General features: G+C 45.7%; 21 protein-coding genes and 1 tRNA gene. 10 read left to right on the forward strand and 12 right to left on the reverse strand.

What is annotated here, in order from left to right; translation table 11 throughout:
- The first annotated feature begins 26 nt into the window (after positions 1-26).
- Positions 27-560, forward strand: a complete 534-nt coding sequence (locus NWE96_08885; GenBank protein ID MCW3984095.1) for a nitroreductase family protein — start codon at positions 27-29, stop codon at positions 558-560.
- A 7-nt stretch (positions 561-567) separates the two neighbouring features.
- Here the strand turns inward: NWE96_08885 and NWE96_08890 are convergent, their stop codons facing one another.
- A complete protein-coding gene (locus tag NWE96_08890; GenBank protein MCW3984096.1) occupies positions 568-1,668 on the reverse strand; it encodes a bifunctional phosphoglucose/phosphomannose isomerase in 1,101 nt (366 codons plus the stop codon).
- An 88-nt stretch (positions 1,669-1,756) separates the two neighbouring features.
- Between NWE96_08890 and NWE96_08895 the strand changes: the two genes are divergently transcribed.
- Together NWE96_08895 and NWE96_08900 are read left to right on the forward strand one after the other, a co-directional pair.
- Complete coding sequence (locus NWE96_08895) at positions 1,757-2,611, forward strand: RNA methyltransferase (GenBank protein ID MCW3984097.1); 855 nt, start codon at positions 1,757-1,759, stop codon at positions 2,609-2,611.
- 34 nt (positions 2,612-2,645) lie between these two features.
- Entirely contained in the window at positions 2,646-3,806 is a 1,161-nt protein-coding gene (locus tag NWE96_08900; protein MCW3984098.1) for a hypothetical protein, read from the forward strand.
- Positions 3,807-3,881: 75 nt separating this feature from the next.
- On the opposite strand, the gene rpl12p is transcribed toward NWE96_08900, so the two are convergent.
- Positions 3,882-4,205 carry a 50S ribosomal protein P1 gene (gene rpl12p / locus NWE96_08905; protein ID MCW3984099.1) on the reverse strand — a complete coding sequence of 108 codons (324 nt, stop codon included), beginning with the start codon at positions 4,203-4,205 and terminating at the stop codon, positions 3,882-3,884.
- A gap of 635 nt (positions 4,206-4,840) precedes the next feature.
- Between rpl12p and NWE96_08910 the strand changes: the two genes are divergently transcribed.
- Positions 4,841-4,918, forward strand: a tRNA-Ala gene (locus tag NWE96_08910).
- 121 nt (positions 4,919-5,039) lie between these two features.
- Here the strand turns inward: NWE96_08910 and NWE96_08915 are convergent.
- Complete coding sequence (locus NWE96_08915; GenBank protein ID MCW3984100.1) at positions 5,040-5,552, reverse strand: hypothetical protein; 513 nt, start codon at positions 5,550-5,552, stop codon at positions 5,040-5,042.
- Positions 5,553-6,061: 509 nt separating this feature from the next.
- Here NWE96_08915 and NWE96_08920 point away from each other — a divergent pair.
- Positions 6,062-6,532, forward strand: a complete 471-nt coding sequence (locus tag NWE96_08920) for a class I SAM-dependent methyltransferase (protein MCW3984101.1) — start codon at positions 6,062-6,064, stop codon at positions 6,530-6,532.
- 18 nt (positions 6,533-6,550) lie between these two features.
- Here the strand turns inward: NWE96_08920 and NWE96_08925 are convergent, their stop codons facing one another.
- The 3 genes from NWE96_08925 to NWE96_08935 all read right to left on the reverse strand — a co-directional run bounded on the left by NWE96_08925 (position 6,551) and on the right by NWE96_08935 (position 9,247).
- Positions 6,551-7,795, reverse strand: coding sequence for a 4Fe-4S binding protein (locus NWE96_08925; protein MCW3984102.1), 1,245 nt, complete (start codon positions 7,793-7,795; stop codon positions 6,551-6,553).
- Positions 7,789-8,502: a hypothetical protein gene (locus NWE96_08930; GenBank protein MCW3984103.1), complete on the reverse strand. Its 714-nt coding sequence runs from the start codon at positions 8,500-8,502 to the stop codon at positions 7,789-7,791. Before NWE96_08930 ends, NWE96_08925 begins: the two co-directional genes overlap by 7 nt.
- A gap of 67 nt (positions 8,503-8,569) precedes the next feature.
- Complete coding sequence (locus NWE96_08935) at positions 8,570-9,247, reverse strand: hypothetical protein (protein ID MCW3984104.1); 678 nt, start codon at positions 9,245-9,247, stop codon at positions 8,570-8,572.
- A 382-nt stretch (positions 9,248-9,629) separates the two neighbouring features.
- Here NWE96_08935 and NWE96_08940 point away from each other — a divergent pair, with 382 nt between their 5' ends.
- Positions 9,630-9,953 (forward strand): hypothetical protein, encoded by a 324-nt coding sequence (locus NWE96_08940; GenBank protein ID MCW3984105.1) that lies wholly within the window; start codon positions 9,630-9,632, stop codon positions 9,951-9,953.
- Here the strand turns inward: NWE96_08940 and NWE96_08945 are convergent.
- From NWE96_08945 to NWE96_08955, 3 genes are all read right to left on the reverse strand, one after another.
- Positions 9,928-11,178 carry a PAS domain S-box protein gene (locus NWE96_08945; GenBank protein ID MCW3984106.1) on the reverse strand — a complete coding sequence of 417 codons (1,251 nt, stop codon included), beginning with the start codon at positions 11,176-11,178 and terminating at the stop codon, positions 9,928-9,930. The two genes, NWE96_08940 and NWE96_08945, sit on opposite strands and share 26 nt — an antisense overlap.
- A 230-nt stretch (positions 11,179-11,408) precedes the next feature.
- Positions 11,409-11,684 (reverse strand): hypothetical protein, encoded by a 276-nt coding sequence (locus tag NWE96_08950; protein ID MCW3984107.1) that lies wholly within the window; start codon positions 11,682-11,684, stop codon positions 11,409-11,411.
- 48 nt (positions 11,685-11,732) lie between these two features.
- Positions 11,733-12,878: a hypothetical protein gene (locus NWE96_08955; GenBank protein ID MCW3984108.1), complete on the reverse strand. Its 1,146-nt coding sequence runs from the start codon at positions 12,876-12,878 to the stop codon at positions 11,733-11,735.
- A gap of 237 nt (positions 12,879-13,115) precedes the next feature.
- On the opposite strand from NWE96_08955, the gene NWE96_08960 reads away from it, so the two are divergent.
- The gene (locus NWE96_08960; GenBank protein ID MCW3984109.1) at positions 13,116-14,297 is read left to right on the forward strand and encodes a 50S ribosome-binding GTPase; all 1,182 of its coding nucleotides are present in this window, start codon (positions 13,116-13,118) and stop codon (positions 14,295-14,297) included.
- A 148-nt stretch (positions 14,298-14,445) separates the two neighbouring features.
- Positions 14,446-14,631 (forward strand): ribbon-helix-helix protein, CopG family, encoded by a 186-nt coding sequence (locus NWE96_08965; GenBank protein ID MCW3984110.1) that lies wholly within the window; start codon positions 14,446-14,448, stop codon positions 14,629-14,631.
- Positions 14,632-14,658: 27 nt separating this feature from the next.
- On the opposite strand, the gene NWE96_08970 is transcribed toward NWE96_08965, so the two are convergent.
- Together NWE96_08970 and NWE96_08975 are read right to left on the reverse strand one after the other, a co-directional pair.
- Positions 14,659-15,246: a 30S ribosomal protein S7 gene (locus NWE96_08970; GenBank protein MCW3984111.1), complete on the reverse strand. Its 588-nt coding sequence runs from the start codon at positions 15,244-15,246 to the stop codon at positions 14,659-14,661.
- A 5-nt stretch (positions 15,247-15,251) separates the two neighbouring features.
- On the reverse strand, positions 15,252-15,692 hold the full coding sequence (locus NWE96_08975) for a 30S ribosomal protein S12 (protein ID MCW3984112.1): 441 nt from the start codon (positions 15,690-15,692) through the stop codon (positions 15,252-15,254).
- A gap of 200 nt (positions 15,693-15,892) precedes the next feature.
- Here NWE96_08975 and NWE96_08980 point away from each other — a divergent pair, with 200 nt between their 5' ends.
- Positions 15,893-16,078 (forward strand): PAS domain-containing protein, encoded by a 186-nt coding sequence (locus NWE96_08980; protein ID MCW3984113.1) that lies wholly within the window; start codon positions 15,893-15,895, stop codon positions 16,076-16,078.
- Positions 16,075-16,626 (forward strand): HAMP domain-containing histidine kinase, encoded by a 552-nt coding sequence (locus NWE96_08985; GenBank protein MCW3984114.1) that lies wholly within the window; start codon positions 16,075-16,077, stop codon positions 16,624-16,626. Before NWE96_08980 ends, NWE96_08985 begins: the two co-directional genes overlap by 4 nt.
- 38 nt (positions 16,627-16,664) lie before the next feature.
- On the opposite strand, the gene NWE96_08990 is transcribed toward NWE96_08985, so the two are convergent.
- Positions 16,665-17,165, reverse strand: coding sequence for a hypothetical protein (locus NWE96_08990; GenBank protein MCW3984115.1), 501 nt, complete (start codon positions 17,163-17,165; stop codon positions 16,665-16,667).
- Between the last annotated feature and the right edge of the window lie 95 nt (positions 17,166-17,260).

The raw sequence follows: 17,260 nt of genomic DNA on the forward strand, positions 1-17,260 counted from the left end.
TTAATTTGCTTGTTTGAGGCATAGTTATGGAGTTTATGGATGTAGTTACCTCAAGAAAAAGCGTACGGGACTATGAGGATAAACCAGTTGAAGAAGAAAAATTAACCGCCGTTTTGGAGGCGGCAAGGTGGGCGCCTTCTTGGGCAAACAAGCAAGCCACAAGGTATATCGTTGTAACAGAAAAGAGGCGAATTGAAGACTTATGCAACATGTTTATGGGTTTTGTGAAAAAGGCACCAGTTGTTATTGTTGCATGCGCTAACCCTAAAGATAGCGGTTCACGCAACGGCATGGACTACTACCTTGTTGATGTGGGAATTTCGATGCAACAACTAGTTTTAGCAGCGACCAACGTGGGTTTAGGCACATGCTGGATAGGCGGCTTCGACGAAGACAAAGTCAAAAAAGCACTGGGAATCCCCGAGAACATCAAGGTGGTTGCCTTAACTCCTTTGGGGTACGCTGCAGATACAAGCATGAAAAATAAGCTTGTACGCAGCACGGTTGGCGCTGACAAAAGAAAACCGCTGGAAGAAATAGTTCATAGAGAAAAATGGTAGCAAATAACTACCGTTTTTCTAGCTGGCTGATTATTTCGTCTCTAACCCCGTTTTCCTTCAACTTGTTCTTCAACAAATCAATAGTTGGAACAGGTGATGGATCAGCTTTACGTTCAACAGCCAAATAGACACTCAAAAAGTCACCCACAACCACAGTGGAGAGCATCTTGGCAAGGCAGCTTTTACCCTGCACATGCAAATCAAAGGTGACTATGCCTGCACTTTCGATTATGGCTTTGGTAATGTCGATGCGGCTTTCAATTTCGCCTGGTTCATCTGCGTCACGGATAAAGATGATGCTGAACCATTTGCACTGTTCCCCTTTGCCAGACCAGCCCACTATTTCGTTGTGGTCTAGCTCTGGGAAGTATTCCCATTTGGCAGGGGATTTGCTGTTTTCGTTAAATTGCTGCTTAAACCTCTGGGCTACGCTGCGATAGAAACCAAAGCCGTAAACAACGGGGGCTGAATCCCAAAGGAAATGCGCGGTGTTCTTGGCGAAGTTGTCGTTTTGCGGCCGCTCTGGACCGTTTTCTTCAACTATCCGCTCTAAAACCGTAAAGGTCTCTTCCAATTCCTCAGTTACACCCTTAACCAACCCAGCTTTCTCCATGTAAACCAGCAAAGGAACCAACATGTAAGGCAACGCCGCACGGGGAGACATTCCGCCAGGAACCTGCAGGTGAGGCACTTTGTGTTTTTTTGCGGCTTTAATCAATTCGCCGCCGCTGCTGATGCAGAAAATCATGCAGCCACGCTTCAACGCATCCAGAAACGCGCTTAGCGATTCTTCGGTGTCTCCTGAGTAACTTGAAACGACCACAAGCGTTTTTTGGTTCGCGTATTCAGGCAGGTTGTATTCTCGGCTCACTTCTATGGGCATAGCGATTTTGTTTCTTGCCCAATCCTTGAACAAATCGCCGCCGATTGCAGAGCCGCCCATACCTGCTATGATTATGTTGGCGGGGGCATCGTAGCTCGTTTTGATTTTTTGAGCTATCTTTGCTGCTTCACGGTAATGCTTCGGCGCGTTGATGCAGAAATCTATCATGCTGCTTTTGTCTACGGCACGAATTTTTTCTATGTCATCTAAAAGGGGCTTATTCACAGATGTGTCCTCCAATAACCCGCAGTTTTATATCTCCAACCTGCCTTTTAAGCACAGCGCAGACAATTAAGCTTCAAGGACAAAAAACATGACAAAAAAGAAACTCTCAATCGCCATTCCTGCATCAGTGATTTCGGACACACCGCATTTGCGAGAAAAAACCTCCAAAATCGGCTTAATCGCCCGATCAGCCGCGATTTTCAGAGTGGACGAAATCATCGTTTACCCCGACAACGCCAAAGTCAATCAACAACAAGACCTCGAATTCATCGCCTTGCTTTTGAATTATTTGGAAACTCCCCAGTATTTGCGCAAAGCCCTCTTCAAACTCGACCCCGACTTACAATACGCAGGGATTCTGCCGCCACTTCGCACGCCCCACCATCCAGTCAGCGGCAAAACCAAGCACTTAAAAGTCGGCGAATACCGCGAAGGCTTAGTGCTATCTGAACGCAAAGACGGCTTAGCGGTGGATATTGGGGTGCAGCAGCCTGCGCTTCTGCGGCAGCGGCAGTTTCGGGTGGGTGAACGGTTAACGGTGCAGGTGGTTAATGTCGGTGATGTTGTGGAGGTTCAGCCAGTTAGCCGCGAGGATGTGCCTCTTTATTGGGGTTATTCTGTTAGTGTGGAGAAGCGGTCTTTTGGGCATCTATTCAAAGATGGCAACTTTGACCTCAAGATTGCAACTGCCCGCATAGGCGACAACTTTGTGGATGTAGCCGCAAAAATCGGTGAACAATGGATCGGCAGCGCGCGGGTTTTGGTTGGTTTCGGGGCACCTTCGCGGGGGTTGCATGAAATCGTTGAAGATGAAGGCTTAAAGCTCTCAGAATTGGCGGATTTTGTGGTGAATACGGTTCCTAATCAGGGCACTGCAACGGTTCGCACTGAAGAAGCGCTTCTGGCAACTCTGGCGGTTCTTAACATCTATTTCGCGTATTAACTTGCGGTTTTGTTTCTTTTTGGTAAAGGCATAAATGCCGCCGTCTGTTAATTTTGAGGCTATGCCCAACTTAGACCTCGCCATGCCCACCGCCTTATTAATCGTGGTTACCGTCGCCATGTTCCTCAACAGGCGCGTCGAACGTAAACTGATTGCAACTGTTGAAGAAAAAGAATTCAAAGCACGCGACGTTGTTTTGCTCGTGGTTTTCATCGCCATCATGATCTCCGTCATCGCATATACCTCCTTAATCAACCCAGGAGGAGTCTTCCAAAACGTCCTGCTAATCCTATTCTTATCCTCTTACACTATGCTGCTGTTCACGTTCTCCTACGTTTTCACCAACCTCACAAGAGCACGTGCACAACTGCTTTCGATAGGTTTTGGCGCCGCAAGCTTAGCTGCAGGGTCAGCCAGCCTCTTAAGTCAACTTGCAGACGCATACACCATATATCGGGCTGCTGCCTTCATAGGGTTAGCCGCGTTCTGTTTCGGTGCTGCAGCATACGAGCGCTTCAGCGTAAGCGTCAAAAAATCAAAATGGTACATCGCAGCGCAGCCTCCTGCAATTTTTGTGTTGCTGTTTGTGTTCTTTAATTTCCTCTACGATGGCACGGTTGCGCTTTGGTTTCCCTTCTTGATGGATTTGTTCGGTTTCACGTTTGCTGTTTTGATTATTCTGTATTTGTCTTCGATGTTTAATTGGAAAACTGTGAGCATATTCGCAGTGCTTCTGACCGTGCTGGATATTATTCTTGTTATCGGAACTGGCACAATGGTTACAGCAGCCAAGCAATTTACGGGGCTCGGTTTGCCAGTGTTGGTGTACTTGCCAAACGTGCCTTTCTTGTATTCAGCTGACGGTTTGCTGTTGAATCGCGGTTTGGGGTTAGGTGACTTCTTCTTTGCAGGCATATTGGCAGTGCAGACTTACAAGAAGTTCGGCCGAAACACCGCTTTAGCTTCAACCGTTGCTATGGCGGTAGCGTTTGGAGTCTGGGAAGCATACTTGGCAGATATCTTGGCACTGCTTAACCCAATTATGGGGCGAGAAATCGGCGGGTTCCCGGGCACTTTGATGATTATCAGCGGGTGGGCTCCGGTGGTTGCTTACAAGTTGCTCAAAGCTAAAAGCCAAAACAAAACCATTGCAGTTATGTCTCCAGTGGCGCCTTCAGAAACTCAACCGTTGTAGGGCAAAACGGCTATTTTTTTTGTTTTGTTAAAAGATGTTTGGGAAAAATTGGTTAAAAATAAGAGTGTGAGGCTTTTACCCGAATAGGGCGCCTAATCCTTCTAGTGCTGCTTCTTCCTTGGCTTTTTCTTCTTCAGCTTTCTTCTTCTTGTCTTCTGCTGGGGCTGCTGCTGGCTTTGCTTCTCCGCCTGCTGGAGCTGCGACTGGCGCGGCTGCCATCATGGCTGGTGCTGCTTTGATTGCTTCATCGATGTTTACTTCGCTGAGTGAAGCTACTAGTGCTTTAACTTGGACTGCGTCGACTGTTAAGCCTGCTGCTTCGAGAACTTTTGTTACTGAAGCTTCGTCGATTGGTTTTCCTGCCTTGTGAAGGAGCATTGCTGCGTAAATGTTTTCCATATCTTTTCACCTCTTCATCGGACTATTTTAACCTTATTGGTCTAACCTGTTCCCGCAATTCGAGAACTGGCTGTAACCTGAATTGGCAGATTCCTATGCCGATTTCTTGCCGTTTAGAAGAATACCCTATACCTTAAGAACCTTTCGTCAACTCATAAACAGTATCTACTCCATCAGACGACAATGCAAAGCTTATCGGTGGAGTAGCGTGGTTTGAGGGTCTTTTTGGGGCGGCGCAGCGAGTTCCCAAGCGAGGTTATTTCCAGGGGTTGTCTGAATTCAGTTGCGATTTTTTCTATAGCGCCTGCCTATTTATAGGCACAACGCTGCTGCTCTGCAGCTACCTCCCCTCCCCTTATTTAAAGAACAAAGAGTGCGATGTTGCTCTGCCATAAAAACTATCACTGTATAATATGGCTGGCGATTTTGTGGATTTTTAGCACTCGCCAAAGACCAAATCGTGAGTTGCACCAGCAAAGGCCGAGTTTTTGGTCGTTAAGCATTCTTTTCTTGGCATCACAACAACAGTAAATCTAACTGTATGTAGATTATGCTGCTTTGGTGATGCCTTACTGGGTAGCCTTAAGAAATGCTTATTAAACGAGGTGGATTAGAATTCAGAAGCCGCGTTGTTTGGGCGAGTAGATCAGCCTGGTACGATCGCCACGTTGGCATCGTGGAGGCCGCGGGTTCAAATCCCGCCTCGTCCACCAGAACACCCACCCCGTCCATTTTTAGAGGAATTAAAAAGAAGAGTACACTGAAGGCTACGAAAAACAAGATTCCTTGAAGCCAACACAGACATAACAATAAGGGGGACAGTCTCGCACTACGTTAGAGCAGATAATTTTGAAGGCTACTCAGGTTAATTCTAAAAACACACTCTGGCAGCGTCGCTAAGGTATCGTTCAAAACGACGCCTTGATTGTAAAACTTGAATTTTGGAAAAACAAATAGCCAAACTAAATTGTTATTCTTCAAGAAATAGCAAGGGTAAATATCAGCATTAGATTTTTTAAACCTATTAAGAGGATACGCTATTTTATGCCAGCCAACGTCTAAACCTCCATAAGATAAATTCTTTGATTCAATAACAAAAATCGCTTTTTCGGTAAAAATTGAGTAATCTAACTCTTCTTGACCGTTATAGGTATAAATTGCTTGGTTTTTTTCTTCTTTAGAATTGTATAAATAGACGTCAAATTTTGATGTCCGATTTCCTCTGGGACCGATGTAATATTCTGTTTCCCCAGTGATTCTTTTGATTATTTTATAAAAAATACCTAAGAAATGCATTAGTTCCAGACAAGCGTTCTCGGTTAATCTGTCTAAGTAAGCATTAACCAAGTTTTTGTGATTCTTAGGGACATCATAAAATAGGTCTTCAAATTGATTAAGTTTTAAGTCCAGATATGACGACTTAAAAAAATCTTTTGAAAACGACAAATTTGCCCTGTCCTGTGCGTAGAAGAAACAAGTTGTTATCTGTGAATTCTTTGGCTTGTTTTGAATAGAAGTCAATCGATAAGAGGTTAGCTGTAATAGCACCACTTCTTTGAAGAATTGACTGAAGATTATGTTGCCTTACATAATCTGTGAATTTTATTTCTTGCGAATAGCCTCTCTTTGATATATAAGAATTGAATTCGGAATCTTTAAGCAAGTTATCCCAAATATTCATAGCCTATTTGGAGTAGGTGATTGGTATATTAGGATAATGTTTTATTGGCAGGTACTCCAAAATGAGAAAACAGAACTACCTTTTTGTTATTAACTTCCTGTCATAAGTTAACGAAAAAGCCCGTTAAATTAATCAACGGCCGCCGCATAATTATTGGAACGGGCAGTATTTGGGCATGACTTCAATCGACTTAGGTTGCGGAAACAACAAAATTTCCAAATTTTTTGTAGGGATAGATAATCATCCTGGAGCGCAAGCCGACGTAACATGTGACATGACAAACTTGAGTATGTACAAGGATTCGTCTGTTACGGTGGTTACTTCGAGGCGTGCAATACAGCATGTTGAGGATGATGTGCAGGTTTTTAGAGAAATTAACAGAATCTTAACTCCAGATGGAGTAGCCATAATTGAAGTAGCAAGCACACTAAATGCGGTTGTCAGTAAAACATTTAACCGCTTAAAAATCAAGAAATACCGCTATACAGTTTTCCACACCTATTCAAAATCAACTATTAAAAAAAGAGTCAAAGAGGGCGGCTTACAAATAGTCACATACGCGAAAGCGCCAACGAAGCTACCGTTTTATAATCATGTAATCATAGCTATGAAAGGCGAATCGGGCGAAAACAAAAACACAACCTAAACCTTTGGTCCTCGACCCTTAATCATTGAGTTTAGCAGTTGACGAAGTGCCCTTCTCCAGCCAGTTACGTGACTTAGCCAAAGTTTTACCTGCAAAAGTAATTTTTAACGCATCTTCATAGGGACAGATTTCAACACATCGAGCACAGAGAATACATCGAGCTTCAGTTACGTCTCCACCTTTCTTCTCGTACATGTCAGTGGCCTGCGTTGGGCAGACACGTTTGCAAACGCCGCATTTGGTGCATTTCTTCTCGTTCTTCTCTAACTTGGTCAACGCGATGTAACGAAATGGTTTGAACGCACTGAACAATGCGCCTAAGCCGCCCATCGGGCAAATTCGGCACCACGCTCGACGATACGCGATAGCTAAAATCGTGACGATGATGAGTACAGTTACGTTTATTGAGGTTAAGTAGAAACCGCTTATCCAGAATGGCCCATACACTATCTGAGAAACATAAGACCAATCCATGGCTCCGATGGCGCACTCAACCGCGATACACAGAGGACGCGCGGGGCAAATTAGACAGAAAGGTTCGTTGATGTTGCTTACTATGCCTGCTTCGGTTCCTTCAGGCCCACCAGGTATGGTTCCTGGCACGATTTCTGTGCCGAAAATGGCGTAGGAACCAAAGATTACGCTAAGCAGCAACAGGACGGCGATTATTATGAAGCTTGACTGAATCAACTTCTTGTTGGTTTTGCCGGATACATTTAGGTGCTTGAGGCGTGTTGCTTTGCGCACCCGTGTTAGGAGGTCTTGGTAGAGCCCAAACGGGCACAGCCACCCACAGAAAGAACGCCCCAGAACTATGCAAGCCGCAACTAACATACCGACAACTATGGCCAGTTTCTCAAGCCCAGAGGTGGAATAGTTAACTTGGTACCCCCGTGGATAATCCCAAAAGGGGAATATGTAGGCTTGAAGCTGCCAGATAGCGCAGGTTACAGTGCGACCATTCGGGTAATAGCATGCCAGAAAAGGCACAGAGATGCCGTCGGGGAACTGGTTGCCCAAGATATCAGCGCCCAGCAAGTTGTCGCGTGGAGAAGGACCCAGAGGCGCAAAAATTTCCACGTTGAACGGCCCGACGAGTAAACCCATGAATACGGCAAAGACTGCTGCAATTTGGATGAAGAGTCTTAGGGTACTGATTTTTCGGGTTTTGTCTTTGGATAACTTGAGGATTAAGATGATTCCGACGGCGACGATTAAGGCAAACAATGGGACAACTATGTAGGGTGAGTTTTCAGTCACCATACAGAAGGCTTCCTCCTGACGTTAAAGCGGATTAGTGATGCCACCGCCACCGTCACCGCCAAAACCGCAAGCGTAGCCAACGCTACAGAATGCTGTACATAAAACGGTTGATCGCTCTCTGAATCCACATTAAACCCGTAGTGCGAAACTGTAACGTTGCCTGTTTTGCCATAAACGATTATTGTGTTGTCTGAGAGAAGCTTCCAATCTCGACCGGGAGCCAAGAAAACTCCAGGCGGGTTGGTTACACCCCATTCGCTTGTGTGGGTGGATTTTGTGGTGTTTATGTTTAGGTTGATGGTTTGTTCGCCTGGTCTATCAGCGTAGTATCTGATGTAACCGTAGCGGTTGAAAATGTTGGAGATTCTGTCAGAGTAAAACGTGAAGATGGTTATGTGAGAGTCTTTTACCGATATGTTTAGGTTGCCTAGTCTGGTGGCGTTTCTGTTGGTTAGGGTTAAGTCAGTGAAGGCCCATGTGTCGCCTTCAAGCGTGGCTGACGTGTAGGTACCGTTGAAGGCGAAGTTAAATGAACCGTTAAGGTGGGGGATTAAGAAAGTGTCACTGGCTGTAAAATTTTTCGGCGACTGAGCTTGAACAGGGGAAGTAAACAAAAGAAGCGCGAAAGCTAACAGTGTCACCGCAGCTATTCGTAAACTGAATAGTTTCTTCGCTTTCGCCCTCAAAGCCGCCCACAAGTTAACCAAAAATAAAACACTTAGGGCTATAAGGCTTTTTATAAGCCAAGCCAACAGCCCCCCTTTTGGCAATATACTAAATGTTGAAGTCTTTGCTGGGTTCTTCTTCGTCGGGTTTTGGTTCTTCTGACGCTGGAGGCATAGGTTCCTCGCTTGGTGTTTGCTCAACGGCAGGTTTTCGTGGTTTCTTGCTTTTCATCATCACGAAGAGAACAATCACAACAACGATTGCTGCAGCTGCCGCCACCACAATCCAGGGCAACCAGTCGGTTGTATCACCATCTGAGGCGCCCCCGCTTGTACTGGGGGTACGTGTTGAAGATGAAGCAACAACTTGAATGGTCGCCTCTGCAGAGTCAAACGAGAAATAGTTGTTACTAGAGTCCAAGACGTCTACACCAACACGGTAAGTATGTGAACCCAACGAGGCGCTGGTGGGGATTTGCATGGTAAATTGGGTGACGTAGACGCCGTTTGCTTCTACGGTCGCGGGGTTACTGGATAAGTTTGGACCGAAGAGTTGGTCTTTTTGCATCCAGTCTGCGTGGACACCTATCGCGTAGATTTTCAATACCTCTGAAACTTTGCTTTGGAATGTGACGCTGACAAGCACTGTGTCTCCTGGTTTTGGTGACGAGTTGGATAATGTTGCGTATATGCTTGCGTCGCTTGAAGAAAGCGCGGAAACTAAGCCTACAGACAAGAAAACAATTACCACAAAAGATGTTAGGGTTGCGATTCGGAGTCCTTTCAACTGAATTCCTCTATATCCCTTTTGTCACGCCAGTTTGCTATATATAATTTTTCCATAATCTCGCCACACTAAAGAAAACAACTAACAAAAAATTGGAAACACACCGACTATGCGGATTCTTATGCCAAGCTTGCTTGGTCAACCAAGTGTGCGGTCCCGTCGGGGCAATAAACTTTTTCGCCTAACCCCACTCTGCGATACCGAGCCAAGCATGGTTTTTGCAATCCACAGCCATCACAATCTCTCGAAATCACCTTGATTTCACCCCTCTCCCTTCACAAACAGAGACACATAGCACGAGATGATTTAAGGTAATTTACGGCTCATGGCTTGTTTTGCGTTAACCTTAAGTTTATGCAACCGATGTTTGCAGAGGAAAGATATGGATACCTTAGCCTTTGCAAACATGCTCCTAGATGTAGCCAGCATCATAAACTTCATAGCATTACTCTGGATGCTTCGGGCAATCATAAAAAACCGCAACTATCTGCGGGGCTTCAGTGTAGTCGGCTCCTTTTTGACTTTTATATCTATATTAGGCTTCGAGTTGGCTTATCACCTACTCGGGAACGTGATCGGCTTTATGATCGGTTGGGGAACTGTAGCGTTTTGGTTCTTAGCGTTTGTCTACACCCTTAGACTCAAACTCAAAGACCGAAAAAACCAAAAAGAAACACAAACTACCGAGCAGGAAACTTTATCGTAAAAGTTGATCCTTTTCCCTCTTGACTTTCAAAACATATGCTTCCGCCATGTGCTTCGATGACACGTTTACAGACAGCTAAACCGAAGCCTTGACCGCGGGGTTTTGTGGTGAAAAGCGGTGTGAAAATGTGGCTTTTTATCTTTTCAGCTATTCCCACTCCTGTGTCCTTCACTGAAATAGACACCTGACCTGAAGCGTTAATTTTCGCTGAAACAGTTAGGACGCCACCGTTGGGCATAGCCTGCACAGCATTGGTAACCAAGTTAACTAAAACCCGCTTTAACAGTTGAGGGTCAGCCAATAGGGTTGGCGCGGCGTTATGATTTTTGATTTGGACGGAAACGTTAGGTGGAATGGTAACGGTTGCCAACACGCTGTTTAGGAGTGCGTGCAACTCGACGGTTTTCTTTTCGATTTTTACAGGTTGCACAAATGCTTGCAGGTCACTGACGATTTTATCCATGTAGGCAATTTGGTCTTCAATTATCCTGAAACTCTCTTTCAAATTGAGTTTAGCCTCTTCGTCAGATAATTCTTCGACCTCAGACTTTGCCAGATACAATTCACCCAGCAACGTTTGCAGAGGATTACGCAAGTCATGTCCAACCATGGCGGCTGTTTGCCCAATCGCCGCTAACCGCTCTTTCTCTTTGAGCTGCTTGGTTCTTTCTTCCACGATTTTCTCCAGATTCCCCGCGTGCTTCTCTAAACTCTTTTGCAGACGCTTCTGAGCGCTGATGTCACGCACGATGGACCAGATGCCGACAACGTTACCTTTGCCATCGGTTAAACGCCAAGTCCGCACCGACGCGGGAAAAACAGAGCCATCCTTGCGCCTGTACTCCCTCTCAAAAACGATAGAACGACCAGTTTTGAGGACTTTGTTTACTATTTTTTCTCTTTGCTCGTGATATTTTTTTGGCAGCAGCTGCTTTATGCTTAGGTTTTTTAGTTCACTTTTGCTGTACCCCAACATTTTTGCGTAGGCTTGGTTGCAGTCGATCATCTTTCCCTCTAAGTCACGGGCCATTATGCCGTCTTTGGTGGTTTGGTATAGTCTTCGGTAACGTTTTTCTGCAGAAATTAGGGCTTTTTGGGCGTTTTTATTATGTTCATTGTTGTTTGTAGAGTTGGGGGTACTGCTATGTTGATTGATGTTTTTAGAATCTTTAAATGGGGTTTTCTGATTTTCCGCTGCGATTTGGGCAGTTTCGGTAGTAGGCAACCTACGTGACCCCTGTTCAGTAATTGAATACGTTTTAAATAAAAGGCTTTCTAAAATAGTTCCTTCTAAAGGGTAGAAATAGACAAAAAATAGACGTTTGAGGAAATTTTGCTGGAAATTAATGTTTAGTTATCAGCGCCTCCTCATTAAGTTAACTTGACAACATAGTCGAATTCAACACGACTAGGCGGCAAGGAGTAACTTAAGCCACCCACGAAAATCGTTTCCGTTTAGATGATGCTGTAGGTTTGGCGGTAGATGAAACCTAAAAGCAGCGGCCACGGAGGCGGATACCCAATTAGGGGGTTTAACCCTGTCAGGTATGGATTGGAGAAAACAGAAATTTCGTGTTGCTGGTAGGGGTTTAAGCCTGAACTAACCAAGTAACCTGTTTCTAGAAAAATTCTTTGGTCATAGTAATGGCCCAGAAAGACAGCTAGAGGCAACTGAACCAAGACACTTACTAAAACTTGTAGCTGCCCATGCCTAAGTCGGTATTTGCTCATCTAAAGTTACCTTTAAGAAACGGATAAAAAACGAGAAAAGAAGAAAGTCTAATTGAAAAGAAGGCTTTTTCTGAGAAGCTTCGACTTAGTCAAGACCGCCACAAGCAATACTGTAGCAAAAAGAATCGGCACCGCTATTATAGGTATTTCTGGCACCCAAACCATACCGTTGAAAGCCATGATTTGGCCGCCGTCACCTACTGTCCACGCTTGCAGCATCCCGGTGGTTTCGCCGTGAATCATGGATATGCCTCGTAGGTTGCCGCTTATCAGGTTGGTGTTGCATTCCCACTGGGTTCCTGTCCAATACATCACTAACCCGTTGCTACCACATGCCCAAGCTGACGTAGCGTTCCCAATAGAGATTGAGTGTATAGTTGAGTTTACGGATTGCGAAGGAGTTGTTGTGTTCATTGTTCCGAAGTTGAATTTATCCCACACTTTCCAAGTAGACTGGTTAAGGTTCAATACTACACCGTTGTTGTTGCTGCCGCCAGCTGCCCAGCCATGGTTTGCGTCTACCATTTGGATTGTGTAGAGGGGCGCGTTGGTTGGGCTTGTCATCGCTTCCCATGTGGAGCCCGTCCAATGCATGATTGTGCCTGCGTCGCCGACTGCCCATGCCTCCGCTGAGTTATGAGCCATAGCTACACCTCTCAGCGTGTGGGGCGTTATGTCTGTCATAGCGAACCATGTGTCTCCGTTCCAGTTTAGGGTCAATCCGTTTGCGCCTACAATCCAGCCCATCATGCCATCAGTTGTTATCGTAACCGAATACAGAGTGGAGTTAATCGTGTCGAAAGTGTCTGTGAAGCCGCTGAAGCTGATTCGGCTCCAAACATTCCAAGTGCCGTTATAATGCAGAATCACTCCTGAGTTGCCGCTTCCGCCCACAGCCCAACCGTTGGTTACGTTGTTAAATGCGACGGAGTAAAGGTGGGATGTAGTTGGACTTGACACCGTAGCCCATGAGTTGCCGTTCCAGTGGGCGATGGTTCCTGCGTCGCCAACAGCCCAAGCTTCAAGTGTCGTGAGGTCACCGTTGGCGGTTAGGTTGTTTACTATGCATACAGCGTTAAGGGTTGTTGTAGTGGGACTTGTCACTCTGTCGATTGAGGTTTGTGCTGCTGCACTTGAGAGAGTTAAGCAGAGACTGAAAAGACAAAGCGTTAAAGCAATCTTTGAAAATTTCATCTCTTACTTTTTCACCTGCCTAAAAATTTTCGACAACCTAGCAACCCAACCCGCGCTAATATAAGTTTGTGACTGTACAACCATGACCACTAAAGAAACAAAAAAAGTCTAAGACACCAAAATCGACAAGTAATATGCGTTTTCAAAAACATATAGACCTACTTGACCCTGTCACTTAGCGGTTTTTTGCAGAAATAGTCTTAAAGACCACTTTGCGTATGTATCAGCGAAGTTTATATGCCTACTAACCTGCCGCCTGAAGCACTGGACAAGTGGGAAGAAGTAGAAGCCGCCAAAGGCCCCCGCGAAAAAATGGAGAAAATGCAGGAATTCCTAAAGTACGTTCCTCAACATAAAGGCACCCTCAAACTCCGAGGCGAAATTAAACGCAAAATCGCCATCATCCGAGAAGACCTCGAAGAAAAAAAACGCAAAGGCACAGGCAAAAGCAGCGGCGGACCTAAACTATTCGTCGAAAAAGAAGGCTCCGCTCAAATAGCGATTGTTGGAATGACGAACGTGGGCAAAAGCTGCCTCATGCAAGCCGTCACCAAAGCCAATGTAGTGGTCTCTCCCACCCAGTTCACCACCCGCCAACCTGTACCCGGCATCATGGACTTTGGAGATGTACAGTTTCAGTTAGTTGAAACACCTGCGGTTATGGAAGGTAGCGGAGATGGACGCGCTTGGGGACCCGTAACGTTGGGGGTTGCACGGAACGCAGACGGAGTGATTTTGATGGTGGATTTGACGCAGGATCCCGTGGCTCAACTTGAATTGTTGGTAGCTGAGTTGGAGAAGAGCCGCGTATTGGTCAATCGCCCCAACGGGCGAGTGGAAATCGATCGACGCCACACAGGAGCTGCACTCCGTATCATTCTAATAGGTAAACTACTCGACACCACCATGCAAGAAGTCGAGGAATTATTGCGAAATTATCGAATAAACGATGCTATCGTCAAAATCACAGGCGAAGTCAGCTTAAGCGACATCGAAGACGCCATCTTTGAAACAACCACCTACAAACCTGCAGTCATAGCCGCCAACAAAACAGACGTAAAAGGAACCGAAGCTAACCTGCGTAAACTCATACACCACGTTAACAACAAAATACCCGTCGTGGCGATGTCTTGCGAGCAAAAGCGGGGCATCGAGGAGTTGGGTAAAGCCCTGATTTCCACCTTGGGCATTATCCGCGTCTACACCAAAGAACCCGGCTCCAAAGAAAACACAGGTCGCCCCTTCACTCTGAGGCGCGGCGCTACGTTGGGGGATTTAGCGCGTAACATCCACAAGGAGTTCATATCTAACTTTTTGTTCGCGATGGTTTGGGCGAAGAGGTTGCCGTTTAGCCCTAAAAAGGTCGGTTTGAATTTTGTGCTCGAAGACGGCGACGTAGTTGAAATTCATCTGCGTTGATTGTAGCCGTGTTGTACTGTTCAAGTCGCAGTATTCAATATGCAAAATCGTTAAATACGTCTCTCTGTAGCGTCTGTTGCCTTCATGGGGGCATATTCATCGTCAGTTTTCGAATAGAAGGCGAATAGGGAGAGGAGACGAGCAGGGGATGGCGCGTAAATGTGTAGTTAAGGTAGTGTTAAGTAGAGAACAAAAAGAAATTTTAGCTGAAATGTCGCGTCGACTGGGCACAAGCGAGAGCGAAATGCTACGAACCGCGATGATGGATTACGCCAAAGACCTCAGCATGGTCAAAGAAACTGTGCATAAACGAGAAAAACAGATATGCGCCTAAAAAAGAAAACAAAAAAGAAAGATTGGTTTATCTACTGCTTTGTGCAACGCGTTCAATTTCGTTGCGCTTAGCGACTGCCGCACTCTTTATGTCTTTAGCTGCAGCCAACACAAGCTCGTCTGCGAGTGTTTCCTGAATGCTTTTCGGTGTGTTGATGGAGGATGCTTTGGCTCCTGCAGTGATGTGGCGGATAGCGAGGTCGATTCTGCGTTGTGGCGCAACATCCACTGAAAGGTGGTAGACGACTCCACCGTAACTCACACGGGTTGTGTCTTCGCATGGTGCGCTGTTTTCCACTGCTTGGACTAGAATTTCTATGGGGTTTTTGCCTGTTTTTACGTTGATGATTTCGAATGCTTCTTTAACGATGTTTGTGGCTTTGGCTTTTTTGCCTGCGTTTTTGCCCCCGCGCATCAAACCGTTGATTAAACGTTCTACGATGTTGACACGGGATTTGCGGAACCTTTGATGTTCGTGGCGACCCATGCTGTGTGGGGCAACCATCGGGGTGAGGTTTAGGTACCGCTGTAAACCTATGTCTTTGACTGTAATGTCTTTAAAGCTCCATTTCTGGAAGAGCTTGATTTCTTGAGGTTCTGCTACTGTTTGTGACATAAAAGTTACCTTGCTGGTTTTTGTTTACGTCCATAGACGAGTTCGTTAAGTGAAACGCCGTTAACCATAACGACTTTCCATCTGACACCGGGAATGTCTCCCATGGCGCCTCCTCTGGTGCCACCGATGCCTTCTACGACGACTTCATCGTGTTCGTCGACGACGTTTAAGGCGCCGTCTCCGGGGAGGAATGCGCTGATGGTGCGGCCGTTTTTGATAAGTTGTGTTCTGACACATTTGCGGATGGCGCTGTTAGGCTGCTTGGATTCGACACCGACTTTCTCAAGGACTATTCCTCGAGCTTGTGGTGCGCCCTGCATGGGGTCTACTTTTTCGTCAAGCATCAACATGCGTCTGTTAAAGTACCTATCGTGCCAACGGAAATTCTTACGTTTCTTGGCTAGTTGCCTTGCGGCGAATTCGCCTCTTGGAGACTTGGAACCCATACTTTAGATATTCCTTCTTTTTGCACAAGCATAGTCATAACACTAATATTTAAATGAAACGAAGAAAAACGCTTGACCTGAGCTTTATTGTGGCTAGTTTACTTATGGTTTTGTATGTGTTTTTCTAAAGGTTAGTTTGAAAATCTTTTTATTACCTGATAAATTAAGGCAATGAGAATCTTAAGCTAAGGGAAAAAGGGTTGATTGCATCAGAGCAAAACCTGTTTGCGCTTGCGGTTGAGATGTCTTTAGACGGCATCGTCATAGGCGACAAGACAGGAAACATAACCTACGTCAACGACGCCATAGTAAAGATGATGGAAGCCCAAAGCAAAGACGAAATCGTCGGCAAACACATCCTCGAAAACTTAACGCTCTCAACATGAAAGCTTACTTGGCTAAAAAAGACGGCGACTTGGAGGCTCTTTTAAATTCCACTCAAACTGCTTGTAGCCAAATAAGGCGGGTTATCGAGTTCTCGCGTGACTACGAAATGCTCGGCAAAGAAGCAATGACCTACGTAAACGTCGGTAAAGTATTCGATGAAGTCGTCGAGTTGTTCCCCGACGTCAAGCTAGAGGTGAAAAACGAATGCCACGGACTGGCGGTTTTAGCGGATTCTTTGCTACGAGAATTGTTCTACAACCTCTTTGAGAACACGTTCAAATATGGAAAAACCGCCACCCAAATCCGACTCAGCTACATCCTTGAAGACGAGCAACTCAAGTTAATCTACGAGGACAACGGCGTAGGAATAGCTGCCGAGATGAAACCGAAACTGTTCACCAAAGGCGCAGGACAAGGCAGCGGACTGGGGTTGTACTTGATTAAGAAGACAGCAGAGGTTTACGGTTGGAGCGTCGAGGAAACAGGAACCGAAGGCAAAAACGCAAAATTCACCTTCACCATACCAAAAACAACCTACAAACAATAAACGCAGCAAAAAACCCTCTTTTAGAATGTGCTTCTGAATTAAACGATGTAGCGATCTGTTTTTTCGAAGTCACGGACAATCTCCATAACACGTTTAGGCGTGTAAGCTGAACTCAGATGGAGGTCTTTTAGCAGAACCCAGGGGCTTTTCTTTGCAAGAACCGTGGCGATGTGTTGTTCGCCGAAACTCTGCCGTGCAACGTCAACCACTTCGCGTCTAACCCCAACTTCGGAGAGGTCGCCTAAAGCGTGCAGGTACTCATGTAGCAGCAAGTTGTATACTAAAGCGTTTACTGTGGGTTTATCGGTTACTTGGGCTTCAACTACGTCGACAAGAGCGCGGTTGAGTACGATGTTGTTGGTTCCCACTGGATAGTAGGCGCCCAGTTGCAGTGGCAAGTCGTCGAGGAAAAGCATCATACAATTCCGCCGTTTACCTAACGCAGACTGTGCCGTTTCCTGCACGATTGCCCAGACTTCGGCGTAGTTTTTGGCTTGGTTTAGGCGGGTGGCGAAGTGTTCTGTGTCGGTTTTGCTCAAAATGAAGGCGCCTCTATTTGTTTTAAGCGTTTTTTCGTGCCTTTAAACGTTGCAGTAGAGAACACGAAAATTAATCGTAAAATACATAAACAACA

This window comes from Candidatus Bathyarchaeota archaeon (assembly GCA_026014685.1).
Taxonomy (GTDB): Archaea; Thermoproteota; Bathyarchaeia; order Bathyarchaeales; family Bathycorpusculaceae; genus Bathycorpusculum.

Bases quoted from the DNA above. Each gene is read 5' to 3' on its own strand.
- NWE96_08885 (MCW3984095.1), top strand. From the start codon at position 27: ATGGAGTTTATGGATGTAGTTACCTCAAGAAAAAGCGTACGGGACTAT.
- NWE96_08895 (MCW3984097.1), top strand. From the start codon at position 1,757: ATGACAAAAAAGAAACTCTCAATCGCCATTCCTGCATCAGTGATTTCG.
- NWE96_08900 (MCW3984098.1), top strand. From the start codon at position 2,646: ATGCCGCCGTCTGTTAATTTTGAGGCTATGCCCAACTTAGACCTCGCC.
- rpl12p (MCW3984099.1), bottom strand. From the start codon at position 4,205: ATGGAAAACATTTACGCAGCAATGCTCCTTCACAAGGCAGGAAAACCA.
- NWE96_08920 (MCW3984101.1), top strand. From the start codon at position 6,062: ATGACTTCAATCGACTTAGGTTGCGGAAACAACAAAATTTCCAAATTT.
- NWE96_08925 (MCW3984102.1), bottom strand. From the start codon at position 7,795: ATGGTGACTGAAAACTCACCCTACATAGTTGTCCCATTGTTTGCCTTA.
- NWE96_08940 (MCW3984105.1), top strand. From the start codon at position 9,630: ATGGATACCTTAGCCTTTGCAAACATGCTCCTAGATGTAGCCAGCATC.
- NWE96_08950 (MCW3984107.1), bottom strand. From the start codon at position 11,684: ATGAGCAAATACCGACTTAGGCATGGGCAGCTACAAGTTTTAGTAAGT.
- NWE96_08955 (MCW3984108.1), bottom strand. From the start codon at position 12,878: ATGAAATTTTCAAAGATTGCTTTAACGCTTTGTCTTTTCAGTCTCTGC.
- NWE96_08960 (MCW3984109.1), top strand. From the start codon at position 13,116: ATGCCTACTAACCTGCCGCCTGAAGCACTGGACAAGTGGGAAGAAGTA.
- NWE96_08965 (MCW3984110.1), top strand. From the start codon at position 14,446: ATGGCGCGTAAATGTGTAGTTAAGGTAGTGTTAAGTAGAGAACAAAAA.
- NWE96_08970 (MCW3984111.1), bottom strand. From the start codon at position 15,246: ATGTCACAAACAGTAGCAGAACCTCAAGAAATCAAGCTCTTCCAGAAA.
- NWE96_08975 (MCW3984112.1), bottom strand. From the start codon at position 15,692: ATGGGTTCCAAGTCTCCAAGAGGCGAATTCGCCGCAAGGCAACTAGCC.
- NWE96_08985 (MCW3984114.1), top strand. From the start codon at position 16,075: ATGAAAGCTTACTTGGCTAAAAAAGACGGCGACTTGGAGGCTCTTTTA.